The sequence below is a fragment of the Salinibacter sp. 10B genome (assembly GCF_002954405.1).
Lineage (GTDB): Bacteria > Bacteroidota > Rhodothermia > Rhodothermales > Salinibacteraceae > Salinibacter.
Genome location: NZ_MQWC01000004.1, coordinates 2,412,670 through 2,426,283 on the forward strand (window position 1 = coordinate 2,412,670; position 13,614 = coordinate 2,426,283).

12 protein-coding genes are annotated in these 13,614 nt (G+C 64.1%); 6 read left to right on the top strand and 6 right to left on the bottom strand.

Annotation, left to right across the window (positions count from 1 at the left end; all coding sequences use genetic code 11):
* The first annotated feature begins 36 nt into the window (after positions 1-36).
* Positions 37-1,455 (top strand): DUF5723 family protein, encoded by a 1,419-nt coding sequence (locus BSZ35_RS10005; RefSeq protein WP_258096183.1) that lies wholly within the window; start codon positions 37-39, stop codon positions 1,453-1,455.
* Positions 1,456-1,569: 114 nt separating this feature from the next.
* On the opposite strand, the gene BSZ35_RS10010 is transcribed toward BSZ35_RS10005, so the two are convergent.
* Together BSZ35_RS10010 and pyrR are read right to left on the bottom strand one after the other, a co-directional pair.
* Positions 1,570-2,538: an aspartate carbamoyltransferase catalytic subunit gene (locus BSZ35_RS10010; protein ID WP_105012296.1), complete on the bottom strand. Its 969-nt coding sequence runs from the start codon at positions 2,536-2,538 to the stop codon at positions 1,570-1,572.
* Between the two features lie 59 nt (positions 2,539-2,597).
* A complete protein-coding gene (pyrR, locus tag BSZ35_RS10015; protein ID WP_258096184.1) occupies positions 2,598-3,200 on the bottom strand; it encodes a bifunctional pyr operon transcriptional regulator/uracil phosphoribosyltransferase PyrR in 603 nt (200 codons plus the stop codon).
* 590 nt (positions 3,201-3,790) lie between these two features.
* Between pyrR and BSZ35_RS10020 the strand changes: the two genes are divergently transcribed.
* Positions 3,791-4,726, top strand: a complete 936-nt coding sequence (locus BSZ35_RS10020) for a DUF58 domain-containing protein (protein WP_105012298.1) — start codon at positions 3,791-3,793, stop codon at positions 4,724-4,726.
* Positions 4,727-4,905: 179 nt separating this feature from the next.
* On the opposite strand, the gene BSZ35_RS10025 is transcribed toward BSZ35_RS10020, so the two are convergent.
* The 3 genes from BSZ35_RS10025 to dat form a co-directional block, all read right to left on the bottom strand.
* The gene (locus BSZ35_RS10025; RefSeq protein WP_105012299.1) at positions 4,906-5,682 is read right to left on the bottom strand and encodes a creatininase family protein; all 777 of its coding nucleotides are present in this window, start codon (positions 5,680-5,682) and stop codon (positions 4,906-4,908) included.
* 119 nt (positions 5,683-5,801) lie between these two features.
* Complete coding sequence (locus BSZ35_RS10030; RefSeq protein WP_146110051.1) at positions 5,802-6,827, bottom strand: alpha/beta fold hydrolase; 1,026 nt, start codon at positions 6,825-6,827, stop codon at positions 5,802-5,804.
* 61 nt (positions 6,828-6,888) lie between these two features.
* Complete coding sequence (gene dat / locus BSZ35_RS10035; protein WP_105012301.1) at positions 6,889-7,728, bottom strand: D-amino-acid transaminase; 840 nt, start codon at positions 7,726-7,728, stop codon at positions 6,889-6,891.
* 549 nt (positions 7,729-8,277) lie between these two features.
* Between dat and BSZ35_RS10045 the strand changes: the two genes are divergently transcribed.
* The 3 genes from BSZ35_RS10045 (at position 8,278) to BSZ35_RS10055 (ending at position 10,897) form a co-directional block, all read left to right on the top strand.
* Positions 8,278-9,240, top strand: a complete 963-nt coding sequence (locus BSZ35_RS10045) for an RNA polymerase sigma-70 factor (protein ID WP_105012303.1) — start codon at positions 8,278-8,280, stop codon at positions 9,238-9,240.
* 130 nt (positions 9,241-9,370) lie between these two features.
* Positions 9,371-9,820 carry a hypothetical protein gene (locus tag BSZ35_RS10050; protein ID WP_105012304.1) on the top strand — a complete coding sequence of 150 codons (450 nt, stop codon included), beginning with the start codon at positions 9,371-9,373 and terminating at the stop codon, positions 9,818-9,820.
* Positions 9,821-9,841: 21 nt separating this feature from the next.
* Positions 9,842-10,897 carry a hypothetical protein gene (locus tag BSZ35_RS10055; protein WP_105012305.1) on the top strand — a complete coding sequence of 352 codons (1,056 nt, stop codon included), beginning with the start codon at positions 9,842-9,844 and terminating at the stop codon, positions 10,895-10,897.
* Between the two features lie 216 nt (positions 10,898-11,113).
* Here the strand turns inward: BSZ35_RS10055 and BSZ35_RS10060 are convergent, their stop codons facing one another.
* Positions 11,114-12,016 (bottom strand): LysR family transcriptional regulator, encoded by a 903-nt coding sequence (locus BSZ35_RS10060; RefSeq protein WP_105012306.1) that lies wholly within the window; start codon positions 12,014-12,016, stop codon positions 11,114-11,116.
* Between the two features lie 401 nt (positions 12,017-12,417).
* Here BSZ35_RS10060 and BSZ35_RS10065 point away from each other — a divergent pair, with 401 nt between their 5' ends.
* The gene (locus BSZ35_RS10065; protein ID WP_105012307.1) at positions 12,418-13,614 is read left to right on the top strand and encodes an MFS transporter; all 1,197 of its coding nucleotides are present in this window, start codon (positions 12,418-12,420) and stop codon (positions 13,612-13,614) included.

The window sequence follows — 13,614 nt, forward strand, 5'->3', positions numbered from 1 at the left end:
GCTCTCATGACGACACGGCGGCCTCTTTGCATTGGAATGGCGGTTTTCGTCACCGGACTCCTGCTTTTCGGCCCTCTCCGTTCGGTGCGGGCACAGGCAGGCATGCAAAGCATTGAGGCTGTGAGCACCGGTGGGGGCACCTCGGCCCTCAGCGGAGGAGTGGCTGGACTTTATACCAATCCGGCCCACCTCACCGTGGGCCCTGCGGAGCACACGACCGAGGTACAGCTGTTTCGGGTCGGTGCGTACAGCGGCGGCGACCTCTTTCAGTTCAATCACTACAGCAAGCTGTTCATCCACGAGGATCCGGGCGCCCCGCCGCTCTCGGATGCAGAAGAGAAGGCGACGCTCGACGCGTGGTTCGGCTCCTCGACGCGAAGCGCGGCGTCGTACCTGGAGGTGACCCCGCTCGCGATGACCTACCGGTCGCCGAACGGGCGGTGGGCCTTCGGACTGGGGATTCGAGGGCGCGTAATCCAAAAGACGACGCTGGACAAAGGCCTTTTGGACTTGCTCCTTCGGGGCACGGCCCCCACCCGCATCCTTCCCGTCAACGGGCGCGTCCGCCTGTACAGCCTCCTGGACGTGACCGGGACGTTCAGCTACCGCTTCTCCTCGTTCCCGCTGTCGGTGGGCGTCTCTCCGCGGGTGATTCTTGGCACCGGGTACGCGGACGGCGTGCTTAACTCAACCGTCGTGGTGAACGACGCGTCCCTCACCCACCAGTTTGCCTACACGGCCCGGGCGGCAGGGACGCTGAGCACCGGACTGTACGACACGTTCGACGCGTTCAGCGCAGAGCCGCTCCGGCAGGTGCTGGGCTCCACGAGCGGCATTGCCGGGCGGGGCGGCGGCCTCGACCTTGGGATGAGCTACGCCCTGCGGCCGGGCCTGCACCTGTCAATGAGTATCACGGACCTGGGCGCGGTGACGTGGACCGAGGAGGCTCAGACCGTGACGCCGACACACAATACCTTTCGCTTTGATGGCCTCTCCCTAGACCTGCAGCGGCTCACCGACGAGTTTGAGGGCGACGTGGGCGCGTACGTCAAGCATCAAATCGACAGTCTAGCCCAAACGGCCTACCGAGACGTAAGACGTGAGCGCGGCTCGTTTCGAACGGGTCTTCCCACGACGATCCACTTCAACAGCACGTGGGCGCCGGGCGCCGTTACCGTCAACGGAGGCGTGTCGATGGGGCTGAATGAGCACGCCGGGGCGGTGCCGCGCCCGGTAGCGGCCCACCTGGGCGGCGAGGTGTCGCTCGGGCCGGTTCCGATACGGGCCGGTGTGCGCGCACTGGGGACACAGGCACTCACCGTGTCCGGGGGCCTTGGACTCGAAATTGGAGGGTACCGGCTCGACGTGGGGGGCAGCGTGACGCCGAAGACCTCTCTGCTCGGCACAGGCGCCCGATACGCAGTCAGCGCCTCGCTGGGGACGTTGCGGAAGTAATGTGTGGAGGTGCGGATGTGTGGACGTGCTGCCCAGTCACATCCATAGTAGATCAACCGACAGACGACTGATGTAAAACGCGAACACGTTTCTTCGGCTGAGACGAACGAACAGCTACGCCCCCTCCCGCTGCGGGGCCAGCAGGTAGAGCACCGCCATGCGCAGGGCCACGCCGTTGGTGACCTGGCTGAGGATGATCGCACGATCATGATCGACGACCTCGTTCGATAGCTCCACGCCCCGGTTCACCGGCCCCGGATGCATGATGAGGAGGTCGGGGTGTTGCTCCAGGTGCTCCGGCGTGATGCCGAACTGCATGTGGTACTCGCGAATGCTGGGGAAAAGCCCCTCGTCCTGCCGCTCCATCTGAATGCGGAGGGCCATCGCAATGTCGCAATTGTCCAGTGCCGCGTCGAGATCCGTGGTGGTGCGCACGTCCATCGCCTGCTCCATCTCCGCCGGCAGCATCGTGGCGGGGCCGCAGAGCGTGACGTTGGCCCCGAGCGTGGTGAGGGCGTTGATGTTGGAGCGGGCCACCCGGCTGTGCGTGATGTCGCCGATGATGGAGACGTTCAGCCCCTCGAACGTGTCGATGTGTTCTCGCATCGTGAGCACGTCGAGCAACGCCTGGGTCGGGTGAGCGTGGGCGCCGTCCCCTGCGTTCAGAATCACACTGTCGGTGCGGCGGGAAAGGAAGTGAGGCGCCCCGGGCGAGCTGTGACGCAGCACCACCACGTCTACCTTCATTGCCTCCACGTTGCGGGCCGTATCCTTCAGCGTCTCGCCCTTCTTCACCGACGACCCGGACTTCGACAGGCTGACGGTCTCGGCCGAGAGGCGCCCGGCGGCCAGGCCGAACGAGAGCTTCGTGCGCGTGGAGGGTTCAAAAAAGAGGCTCGCAACCGTTGTGCCCTGAAGCGTAGGCACCTGCCGAATGGGTCGCTCAAGCACAGCCCGAAACTCCTCTGCCGTGTCGAGGATGTGGACAATCTCCTCGCGGCTGTAGGTGGAGAGGTCGAGCAGATGGCGGTGCTGCAAGGGCGTCGACTCGTCGGCAGCGAGGGTGGTACTAGAGTGGGGCATGGAACCGTCGTCGAGCAAACAGGCAAGTGGCAGAAGGAAGCGGATACCAGAGCATCAGGCTAGGGCGCCGAGCGGGATGGATCGTCGGTGTCGGGGGACGGCGCCTCCACGAGCCAGACGCCGTCCACCTCGTCGATTTCGCCGACCCGAACACGGACTTCTTCGTTGGGAAGGGTGGGCACTTCCCGTCCCACAATGTCGGTCGCGATGGGCAACTCGCGGTGGCCGCGGTCGATAATCGCGAGAAAGCGCACGGAGGCCGGGCGACCCAGGTCCATCAAGGCGTCGAGCGCAGCGCGGCCCGTGCGGCCCGTAAACACGACGTCGTCGACCAGGACAATGTGGCGATCTGTGACACTGAAGGGAATGCGCGTTTCCTGCATGTGGGGCTGCGCCAGCCGCATCCGCACATCGTCGCGGTACATGGTGACGTCGAGCGTGCCCACCGGCAGGTCCACATCCTCTTGTGCCTTGATTCGCTGTTGGAGGCGACGCGCCAGAAAGACGCCCCGCGTCTGCATGCCGACGAACGCAAATGGCGCCGCGGCCTCTGGGTCATCCGGGTCTACGAGCTCCAGAATTTGCTGCGCCATGCGGTCGAGCGTCCGCTCCAGATCGCGGGCGGACATAAGCTGGGCCTTGATGCGGTCGTCGGTCTGCACGGGGTCAATTGCGCGTTTCGAGTGGCGAATTTCGAATGTCGAATGTATGCGAGCGCCGGGCGAGGAACGAGACCATTCGCAACTCGCCATTCGACACTCGACACTGACAAGGAACCGAACAGCACCGAAACTTTCTAACGGGGCTGGCGGTGGGGGTTGCTCCCCCCGACTGGGAGACGCTTCGTTGCGGTTTCCTGTAGGGTATGCCTCGTTTGGTATGGGTGTTTGGACGTGTGGGTGTACGTGGGGGGTAGAGCCCTCGGTCGAAACAGGGTGCCGTCATCGGATCTGTGAAATTATCACGACCGCAGACCACGGACCGCACGACAGGCATGACCTCGTTTCACTCAGCCCCTGCCCACGGCATCGGGAATTCGATTCAAGTCGAACGGACCCGTCTTCTCCAAGGGCTTTGCTTAGGGGACAGTCGGCCGTCCGTTTTGGCATCACAGCCGCGATTCTCCTAATTCCGGAGCTGCTCGCTCCCACTCTCCATACTTCCAAACGCCCACCCTCACACACAGGATGAATGCGGGCAGCAAGAATACGAACACGCCTCCTCCCTTAACAAACGTGTAACCGGTACAGGTATGCCCGACTCCGACACCGCACTTCGCTACCTCGATCCCGTCGTCATCTCGCAGCTGGCCACGATGGAGCTGCGAGCCCGGCTGATTGTGGAGGGCTTTATCACCGGACTCCACCGCAGTCCCTACCACGGCTTCTCGGTCGAGTTCGCCGAGCACCGGCCCTACAATCCGGGCGACGAGTTGCGGCACGTGGACTGGAAGGTGTACGCCAAGACGGACCGCTACTACATCAAGCAGTATGAGGAGGAAACGAACCTGCGAAGCCACATTGTGCTCGACACCTCGCCGTCCATGCGGTACAAGGGCGACGCCGAACTCTCGAAGCTGGAGTACGGCTCGTACCTCGCTGCCGGCCTGCACAACCTGATGCTCAAACAACGCGACGCCACCGGCCTCATCGGATTCGACGAAACGGTGCACACGATGCGTCCCCCGAAGGCCACGCCGAGCTACCTGAATCAGCTCCTCGTCGCCCTGGAGCAGATGAGCGACGAGGAGCCGGACGACGAGCGTCGCACCAGTGCCGCGGCAGCACTCGACGAAGTGGCCGAACGCATCGGGCGTCGCTCACTCGTGGTCGTCATTACGGATCTCTTCGAAAACATCGGCGCCCACGAGGACCTGCTGAAGTCGCTGCGCCACCTGCGGCATCGAGGGCACGAGGTCATCGTCTTTCACGTGCTGGAGGGCGAAACGGAGCGAACGTTCTCTTTTCCGGACCGGCCCACGCTCTTCCGCGACATGGAAACCGGAGAGGAAATCACCCTCCAGCCCAGCCAGCTCCGCGACCACTACGAAGAAGCGGTCGAGCACTTTACGGAAACCTTCCGCCGCAGCTGCTTGGAGCACGACATCGACTTTGCCGAACTCGACACCAACGAGCCGTACGATACGGCGCTGATGGCCTATCTCAACAAGCGGACTCGGTTGGTGTAGGCTGTGAGCTTGTCCCCTGAGGTGGGGCCTGCATCCCAACGTCGGGACTAGAAATCACGCCATGGTGTTGAAAGTGGAAAGGTTGTAGGTTTTTGGCCTCCCCTTCAATTCTGTGCCTGAATTCGGGCCGTGATGATCTCATTTCCCGGTCCTCCCTTTTGCATTCGCCGGAGCCGAATTTAGGGGGCATCGGTGAACAGGTCGTCGAGGTCGGCAGCCGCGAGGTCGGTGAAGAGGGTGGCGAGCGTAGTGGTCACCTCGTCCAGATAGGCCGCGCCCTTCTCCTTGCTGGCGGCCTTCGGGTTGCCCACGCCCGTGTCGTCGGTGACCTCGGTCCACTGGCGTTCGGTCCAGGCCCAGTCCGACCGCAGCGCATCGATTGAAAATTGCCGGGCGGCCCCATCCCCCGCCTCGTCCAGCGGCCGCACGAGCTCCGGCGCCGCGTTCAGCATCACGCTCGTCTCCATCTCCCCCGCGTGGTCGCCGTGGTCGTCGAAGTAGTCGCCCCAGTCGCCGATCTGGAACCAGTGGGCCACGCAGATGAAGAGGTCGTCGTACTGCGTCTGCACCTCGCGGACGAGCGGCTTGAAGGTGTTGCCGCCGTGGCCGTTGAGGACGACCAGTTTGCGGAAGCCCTGCGTCGTGAGCGACTCGGCCACGTCGCGGAGAACGGCGGCCTGTGTGCTCGGATGCATGTTCACGACGCCGGGGATGTCAAGGTGCCCGGTGTCCACACCGAACGGGACGGTGGGCAGGACGAGGACGCGGGTGCCGTTCTCCCAGGCCTGCCCGGCCGCCTCCGCAGCGACGTAGTCGCACTGGATCGTGTCGGTGGCGTAGGGGAGATGGTAGTTGTGGGCTTCGGTGGCCCCCCACGGTAGCACGGCCACTTCGTAGTCGGTGGCCTTGACGGTCTGCCAGTTCGTTTCGTCGAGGAGGTAGGGACGTGGGCTCATGAGCAGGGTAGCGGGAGCGTGTGCCTGAGGTAGAAAGCGAGAATCGAAGTATGGGGCAATTTTTGGTGCGAGTCAAGAGTCATGAGGACCAAGAGCTCGGGATCGTGCCCATGGCGGCCTCAGTTCTCGCGAAGGAACTGGCGGACGGTAGTGGCAACGGTGTCCTGCTTACAACCGGTGCCAAGGTGACCGCAGGGGGAGTTCAGACGTACTTCCTCGGCCCCAAGCGTCTCGGCAAAGCGCTGGGCCGGCAGCGGATTCACCATCTGATCCTGCTGAACGGTCACGACGAGCACGTCGGCCTCCACGGCGTTGGCAGCACGCTGCATAGACCCGCCGAACGGCTCGGTGACATCGTGGCGGAGCATGGCCTTGATCTGCCAGGCCCAGTCGTACGGGTCGAATTCGAGAATGGCGTCTTCCTGCGCGCCGAAAAACTCCCGAAACTCGGTGGAGTCCATCCGGGCCAGCGTCGTCGGTGTTTGCAAGTGGAGGCTGTGGATGGCAGCAATCGTGCGCATGGCCTGCCGCCGATCATCCGAGGCGCGGCACGCGGTGCGGAAGGCGCGCAGTTCGGCCTGCCACAGCAGGCGATCCTGCGGGGTGAGGCGCGGCGTGCCAGCAATGGGCACCGCCTTGTTCATGAACGCGGGGTACTGCATCATCCACGCGAACGCCTGCATCCCGCCCATCGACGTGCCCAGGACGGCGTGCAGTGAGTCGATATTCAGAACTTCGGTGAGGAGGCGATGCTGGGTGTGCACCATGTCCTCCACGGTGAAGACGGGAAAGGTGGAGTCTGCCTGAACAGCACTGGTCGAGGGAGACGAGGAGACCCCGTTGCCCAGCGCATCGACGAAAATCACGTGGTAGCGGCTGGTATCGATGAGGCTGCCCGGCCCCATCTGGCCCGTGAGGTCGTCCGTCGTGCCCGAAAACCAGGTGGGGAAGAGGATGGCGTTCGACCGCTCGTCGTTCAGCGTGCCGGCGGTGCGGTAGCCGATCGTGCAGTCCTGAATCGTACCTCCATTTTCCAGCGCGCACGTGCCCAGGTCGGCGGTCTGCAGCGCGGGCTGGGCGTGAACGCACACGGTGAAGAGCACCGCAAAAAGGAGAGACGTACAGAAGCGAAGAGGTCTGCGCACGAAAAAGAAGGAGGAGTCAGGCGAGAAGCGAGGGACGAGGGGAAAGGGCGAGAGCGGAACGCTATACCGGTTCGAGCTCCTGAAAGGCCGCCTGCAGTTCCCGGGTAATGGCACCGGGCGTGCCGTCGCCCACCGCCCAGTCTTCCACCTGCACGACCGGCATTACGCCCGTGGTGGTGCCGAGCAGAAGGAGCTCGTCAAGGTCGGGGAGGTCGTCCGTCGGAATTGGCACCTCCTCTACCGGAATGTCGAGACGGTCGCACAGGTTGAGTGCCAGCCTGCGCGTGGTGCTGGGAAGAATCCGGTTCGTGAGTGGATGGGTCATCACGGTGTCGTCGTCAACGCCCAGAACGGTGGAGTGCGACCCTTCCGTCACGAATCCCTCGCGCACCAAAATGGCCTCAAAGGCCTCCTGCTCCATCGCGGCCTGATTGGCGAGAACGTTCGGAAGAAGCGCGGTCGACTTGATGTCGCAACGCGCCCATCGCTGGTCCGGATACAGAATCGTGGAGACCCCCTGCCTCCACTTCTCGACGGGCGGCTCGTGCGCCGAAGCGGTGGCATACACCGTCGGTTCGGTCGACGTCTCCGGAAAGGCATGCTGTCGCGGGGCGGCCCCGCGCGTCACCTGAAGATACACCTTCGCGTGGCCCTCTTGCAGGTCGTTGTGGTAGAGGAGCAACGACACCGCCTCCTGGAGCTCGTCCACGTCCACGCCGTGAATCTTGATCTCGTGAAGGCTCCGCCGGAGGCGCCGAAAGTGGGTGTCGGCCTGAAACAGCTGGCCGCTCTCGGCACGGAGGACCTCGTACACCCCATCTCCGAACACGAATCCCCGATCGTCGGGGGAAATGGATACATTCTCTTTATCGACGAACTCCCCGTTGAAGTAGACCGTCATCGAGATCGAACAATCTGAGCGAACCAGTGGACGATGCTGCCTCCCCGCGACCTTCAGTAGCGAGAAACAGGCAAAGACTCCACGCGGTGCAATGATCAAAGTGGAGTCACAGAACGAAACCAATCCGGCGCCCTTTGGGTCCACCCTCCAACGCCCCTCTTCAAGCCCGGGCGGCGACCTGCCGGCCGATACCAAGACGAAGCCGGCTCTGCTGGTGCGCGGCCTCGAGGCGTGGAGCGGGCTGCGGTACGGCCGATCGATTTCGGCTCTCGACGCCGACCGCCGAACGGCCCTCTGCGACGGCATGCACGAACGGAAGCGTGGGTGCATGGAGGCACGGCAGAAAGGGCGCATGAGAGAGTGGAAGCACTCGAAGACAGGAACTGAAACCTCTCCTGCTTGCTCTTACTCGATCAGACGACGGACCGCTGAATGCCTGCCTCGGAATCACATCTCACGATGCGAGTGAAGCACACGTCTATTCAATAGCATTCCACGCCATGCCACGCCCGCACTCACGCACGCCCAAACGCCCATACACCTGGGCAAATGAGAACGAACGAAGCCCATGAGTCTCTGCTGGTCGTTCGAAGCCTAAACGTCAAGAAAATGCCCGACGACTGGACGGATACGTTTGAATCGCACCGCGAGCGCCTGCACGCCCTTGCCTATCGGATGTTGGGGGAAATACAGGCCGCTGAAGACGCAGTGCAAGACGCCTACCTGCGCTGGCGCTCCGTGGACCTGGAGACGGTAAACGACCCTGGGGCCTATCTCACCACCATCGTCACGCGTCTCTGCCTGGACGAACTCTCCTCCGCCCGTGCCAAGCGGGAGACGCGCTACACCGGCCCGTGGCTGCCCGAACCGATCGTCGAACCCATGGACCGTCCGGATCGGGCAGCTGAGCAGTCGGATGCCATCTCGATGGCCATGCTGGTGGTGCTGGAAACCCTGCCGCCCCGCCAGCGCGCCGTGTACGTGCTCCGCGAAGCCTTCGACCTGCCCTACGCCGACATTGCGCCCATCCTCGACGAAAGCGAGGGCTACTGCCGAAAGCTCGCTCAACGGGCCCGCAACCGGATCGACGAACGGGATGTCCGCTCCGACATTCGCCCCACTGAGCAGAACCAGCTCATCCAGGACCTGATGACGGCCATTGAAACCGGAGACGCTGAAGCGGTGGCCGAGACGCTGGCCGAGGACGCCGTGGTCACGTCCGACGGCGGCGGGGAGGTTACGGCGGCCCGGCGCCCGGTGGAAGGACGCGAGCACATCACCCGCTTCCTGCTCGGCATTGCGGAGCAGGTGCCGGACGACTTTGCACTCAACTACGTGCTCGTGAACGGGCAGCCCGGCGTCCTCGCGACTGTTGACGGGAAGCCGCAGAGCGTGTGGGCCTTCCACGTGCGCAACGGCCAGATCCAGAACGCCTACGCCGTGCTCAACCCCGACAAGCTCCAGCACGTCGCGCCCTCGCCTGGCAGCGGATTTTCGAGTCCAGGCTCGTAATCCTCCCCCTCTCCGAGATGTTACGATGCCACGACTCCAGTCCCAATCGACCGTCCCAACTTGCACGTGACCTGAAGATCCGCTTTGTTCGTATCAGCGCTTGTCCGCCAACCACCTTCTTCCTCCTGCCATGCGATCCGTCTCTCGCCTCACCGGTGTTCTCGCCCTTACGGTCGCGATGCTCGCCGCCGCACCGTCGGCCCAAGCCGACGTGACCCCCCGCGAGAAACTGAAGCAGCACGTCCGCGACATGGTGCAGACGGTAAAGGCCGCTCCGACCGCCCCGAAGAAGCGCGCGATTCTCGACGAAAAGCTCCGGGGCATGATCGAGGCCCTGAACCGAGCCGAGCGGATGGCGCCTTTCTCTCTCCAGGATCAGAAGGGCATCGACGCCCTGCGGACGCGTCTGCAGGAGAAGCTTGACGAGCTCCACGGACAGAACGGGTATGAGGCTGTGCCGGCTGGACAACTGAACACGTTTGCGGACTACGTGCAGCAGGACTTCGAGCAGGCCGACAGCATCACCATCAGCCTCACCTCGGCGCTCCTGATCTTGATTCTCGTGATCCTGCTCGTGTAGACATCCCTTCCGCTCTGTCCCATGCCGGTACGCCTCCCGCCGCGGCTTGCCGCCCTCTTTCTGGGCATTCTGTTGTTGCTGATCGGGGGATGCCGTAGCATCGTGCCCGTGCCGCCCGGCGGAACGGACGCTCCGAAATCGGGGGAGCCGCTACGACAACGAATCCTGATTCTCGTGCACGGGGACGCAAGTTATCTCTACCACGCCCCCGACGGCACACCGCACCAGGCCGATACGGAAACCCTGCGAGAGGCCTTTTCGGCGGCCCAATCAATGCCCCGAGCGGAGATCTTCGTCTTCCACCAGCGCCCGCACGATTCGGTACTCGGCCTCTTCCCACGAGCCGACGGTACCCTCTATCACTTCCGCCACGGCCGGCTCCACCACCAAACCACGTACGACCAGACCCGCACTCGCCCGTTTGAGGCGGAAGCCGAACTCGTGCGCAGGCACCGAGCGCCCGTGCCGGATTCCAGTCTCTTTACTGCCGCGCTGTACTATGGCCACGCCGTGCCGGAGCAATCCCGCCCCGGCTACCACCGCTCTCAGGCCGATGTCCCGTTCGGCATTCCCGACTTGGCACAGGGCCTGGAGCGTCTGTCTGCCGCTGAAGCGTTCGACGCTGTCGTGCTCTCCACCTGCGACGGCGGCACCCCGAACACCCTCGCCGCACTCGCCCCCCACGTCCGGCACGTCCTCGCTGCCCCCGGCGACCTGCACCTCTCCTACGTGGATGCTGACCTGCTGTCGACAGTGGGCACCGTAACGGAGCCCGACGCATGGACGCACCGCCTCGCCGAACGAGCCTTCGACCGACTCACGGCACGCGTCACGACGGCCGTCACCCTGGCCACCTACGACACGCCCCAGGTAGCCCCCGCCGCCCGACGAATGGCCCGGCGCGTACCGCCGGACACCTCCACGGCCCCCACCGGTGCCCGCCTCGTCGACTGCCGACAGGTGCTTGACTCCACCGTTGACACAACCGGCGTTCGCGTCTGGCACCGGCCTGCTCGCTTCGGCCCGCAGGCCGATCAGGACACGCACTCGGGATGGGGCTGTCTCCCGACTCCCTGACGGCCGTCTGCCAGGAGCAACGGTGGAAAACCCTCGATTGCGATCCGGTTATGAGCGGGATTTGTTCAGAGGAATGATCAACCGATCGAAGGCCTGCTTGCTTCTCGTATGTCCTTGCATTCCAATGGCACCACGAGGTGAGGACGTTCTCGCTCGTCAGAACCAGCTCGATGCACTCGAACGTGCCATTACGAATTCCGCCTGCCCAGCGCCCCGCTAGAGCGGATCCTGCTGAAACGCGTCCTTCTCCTCCTCCACCGTTTCCAGGAAGCGGGCCAGCAAGGGGGAGTCGTCGTCGTGGCGATGGGCAAGACCCAGGGTGAGAGGCACCGTCGGTTCTACAATCTTGGCGTAGCGCACACCGGGACGCTGGATCTGCACGTTCGAGGCATGCGCAATGGATACCCCCAGTCCCGCCTCGACGAGGCCGAGAAAGCTCTCCCCCCGCTCGATTTCCTGAATGATTTGGGGTGTAAACCCGGCCTCGTGGCAGGCCCGCACGTACGCATCGTGGATGCGCGGCGCTCCGCTCCGTGCCCAGATCACGTGCGGCTCTCCCTGCAGGGCCCGAAGCGGCACCGTATCGTGATTGGACAGAGAGTGATCCGACGGCAACACCGCCACCATGGGGGCCGAAAATAAGGTGTAGACTCGAAGTCCACGCTCATTGATGGGCAGAAAAAGGAATCCCGCGTCTGTTTCCTCCTCGTGGAGAGCATCCACCTGCTCGCGGGTCGTCTTCTCTACAAGGTCGAGCTCGCCGTGCGGGCGCTGACGCTGAAGCGCCTTGATGATGGCCGGAAGTCCGCTCCGCATCGCAGTCCCCTCGTAGGTGATCGTAAGCAGCCCTGCCAGTCCGTCTCGGGCCGCCCGCGCTACCGACTCGGCACGCCGCGCTTCCCGAAGCACGCGCCGGGCGTACGGCAGAAAGGTGCGCCCGGCCCTGGTCAGTTCCACCCCGCCGGAAGACCGCTCGAACAGTTGAACGTCAATCTCATCCTCAAATGCTCGAATCTGCTGACTCAGAGTGGACTGGGCAACAAACACAGCGTCGGCCGCCCGGCCAAAGTGCAACTCATCGGCCAGCGCGGTGAAATAGCGAAGATGGCGCAGTTCCATAACCGAACGAACGGCTGAGGAAGAGGACACGTGAACCCGAACCGCAGGCTTTCACCTGCCGCCCTTACAACCGATCGATGGCATCGATCGATCCGTGCGAAAAACTCCATGAAACGGATGAGAGGGTGTGTCGCTACCACCTCGTGCGGAGGAAAAACGTATAGCCGGCCGGTTCACATCGGCGTAACACGGAGCCTTGCTTGTGCTGCCCTTTCCTCTTGCCGCCGTCATCGATCGATCCGTGTGAACGGACGAGAATGCCCCGTCCGGGACAAACCCGTGCCCGTGCAATGCGCTGGCACGGTGGGGGCACGCATACTAGCCTTCCAACACGAGCATGGTGCCGCCCCACGGCTGGCCCTTACTCGCCCGCTGTCCTTCCCCATAATCCTCATACCACTGTGACACTCTGGTCGCGGCAGGGAGCCGTCCTCGGGGCGTGCACCCTCGCCTTTTTCGCCACCATGGCCGCTCGACTCGTCATCAGTCCGGTCGTGCCCTTCATTAGTGATGCGTTTGCCGTCCCCAACGGCGCGATCGGGCTCGCCCTCACGGGCATGTGGATGGGGTACGCCCTTGCACAGTTTCCGAGCGGGCTCCTGGCCGACCGCTACGGCGAGCGTCGGATCATTCTCGTCGCGGTGGGCGGCACCGCCGTCGCGAGTGCGATGCTGGCCTTTGCCCCATCGTATCCGGTCTTCCTGATCGGGGCGACCGCACTGGGCACCGTTGCCGGCCTCCATTACAGCGTGGCCACGTCGCTGCTGACGCGGACGACCACGCAAACGGGCACGGCGATCGGGATCCACACGGCGGGCGCTCCGGTGGCCGGCGTGCTCGTCCCAATGGCCGCTGGGGCCGTCGGCGCCTGGCTGGGCTGGCGGTGGGCGCTCGCGCTCGGGGCTGCCTTTGCCGTCCCCGTCATATTTCTCGTGGTCTCCGTTATCCGAGCCCGCCCGCCGGTCCGCCCCCAGCAATCGGTGTGGAGTCGCCTGCGCATCGGACCGCTCGTGGCGCTTCTGCGCCGTCCCCCCATTGCCCGTACGGTGCTCCTCTCCGCAGTGGGCATGTTTGTGTGGCAGGCCACGGCGTCGTTTTTGCCCACCTTCTTCGTGGCGCATCACGGCTACTCGGAAGCGACGGCGGGTGCACTCTTCTCGGGATACTTCCTGGTGCAGGGGGTCACCCAGCCGGGCCTCGGGGCGCTCTCGGACCGTATCGGGCGAGATGCCGCCGCAAGCCTCGCCATCGGCGTGGGACTCGTGGGGTATGGGCTCCTGGTGGTTGGAACGGGAATGAGCATGATCATGATCGCGGTGGCCTGCGCGGGCATCTCGATGGGATGGGGCGCGGCCCTTATGCCGAAATTTATGGACCACCTCGACGACCATGAGCGGAGCGCCGGATTCGGACTCGTGCGCACCGTCTACATGGTACTGGGCGCCAGTGGGAGCGTTGTCGTAGGCTTCGTGGCCGACCTCTTCGGATGGGACGTGGCGTTTCTCGGACTCGTCGGTCTTCTCGTGGGAATGCTGGTCGTGCTGGCGCGGCTCACGATGCGGAACCAAGCGGCCCGGCGCGCGCCCGCTCTTTCCTAA

What these genes read in the sequence shown, in the direction of transcription:
- BSZ35_RS10020 (WP_105012298.1), top strand. Translation starts at nt 3,791, where the DNA reads ATGCCCGACTCCGACACCGCACTTCGCTACCTCGATCCCGTCGTCATC.
- BSZ35_RS10025 (WP_105012299.1), bottom strand. Translation starts at nt 5,682, where the DNA reads ATGAGCCCACGTCCCTACCTCCTCGACGAAACGAACTGGCAGACCGTC.
- BSZ35_RS10060 (WP_105012306.1), bottom strand. Translation starts at nt 12,016, where the DNA reads ATGGAACTGCGCCATCTTCGCTATTTCACCGCGCTGGCCGATGAGTTG.
- BSZ35_RS10055 (WP_105012305.1), top strand. Translation starts at nt 9,842, where the DNA reads ATGCCGGTACGCCTCCCGCCGCGGCTTGCCGCCCTCTTTCTGGGCATT.
- BSZ35_RS10010 (WP_105012296.1), bottom strand. Translation starts at nt 2,538, where the DNA reads ATGCCCCACTCTAGTACCACCCTCGCTGCCGACGAGTCGACGCCCTTG.
- BSZ35_RS10005 (WP_258096183.1), top strand. Translation starts at nt 37, where the DNA reads ATGGCGGTTTTCGTCACCGGACTCCTGCTTTTCGGCCCTCTCCGTTCG.
- BSZ35_RS10045 (WP_105012303.1), top strand. Translation starts at nt 8,278, where the DNA reads ATGAGAACGAACGAAGCCCATGAGTCTCTGCTGGTCGTTCGAAGCCTA.
- dat (WP_105012301.1), bottom strand. Translation starts at nt 7,728, where the DNA reads ATGACGGTCTACTTCAACGGGGAGTTCGTCGATAAAGAGAATGTATCC.
- BSZ35_RS10050 (WP_105012304.1), top strand. Translation starts at nt 9,371, where the DNA reads ATGCGATCCGTCTCTCGCCTCACCGGTGTTCTCGCCCTTACGGTCGCG.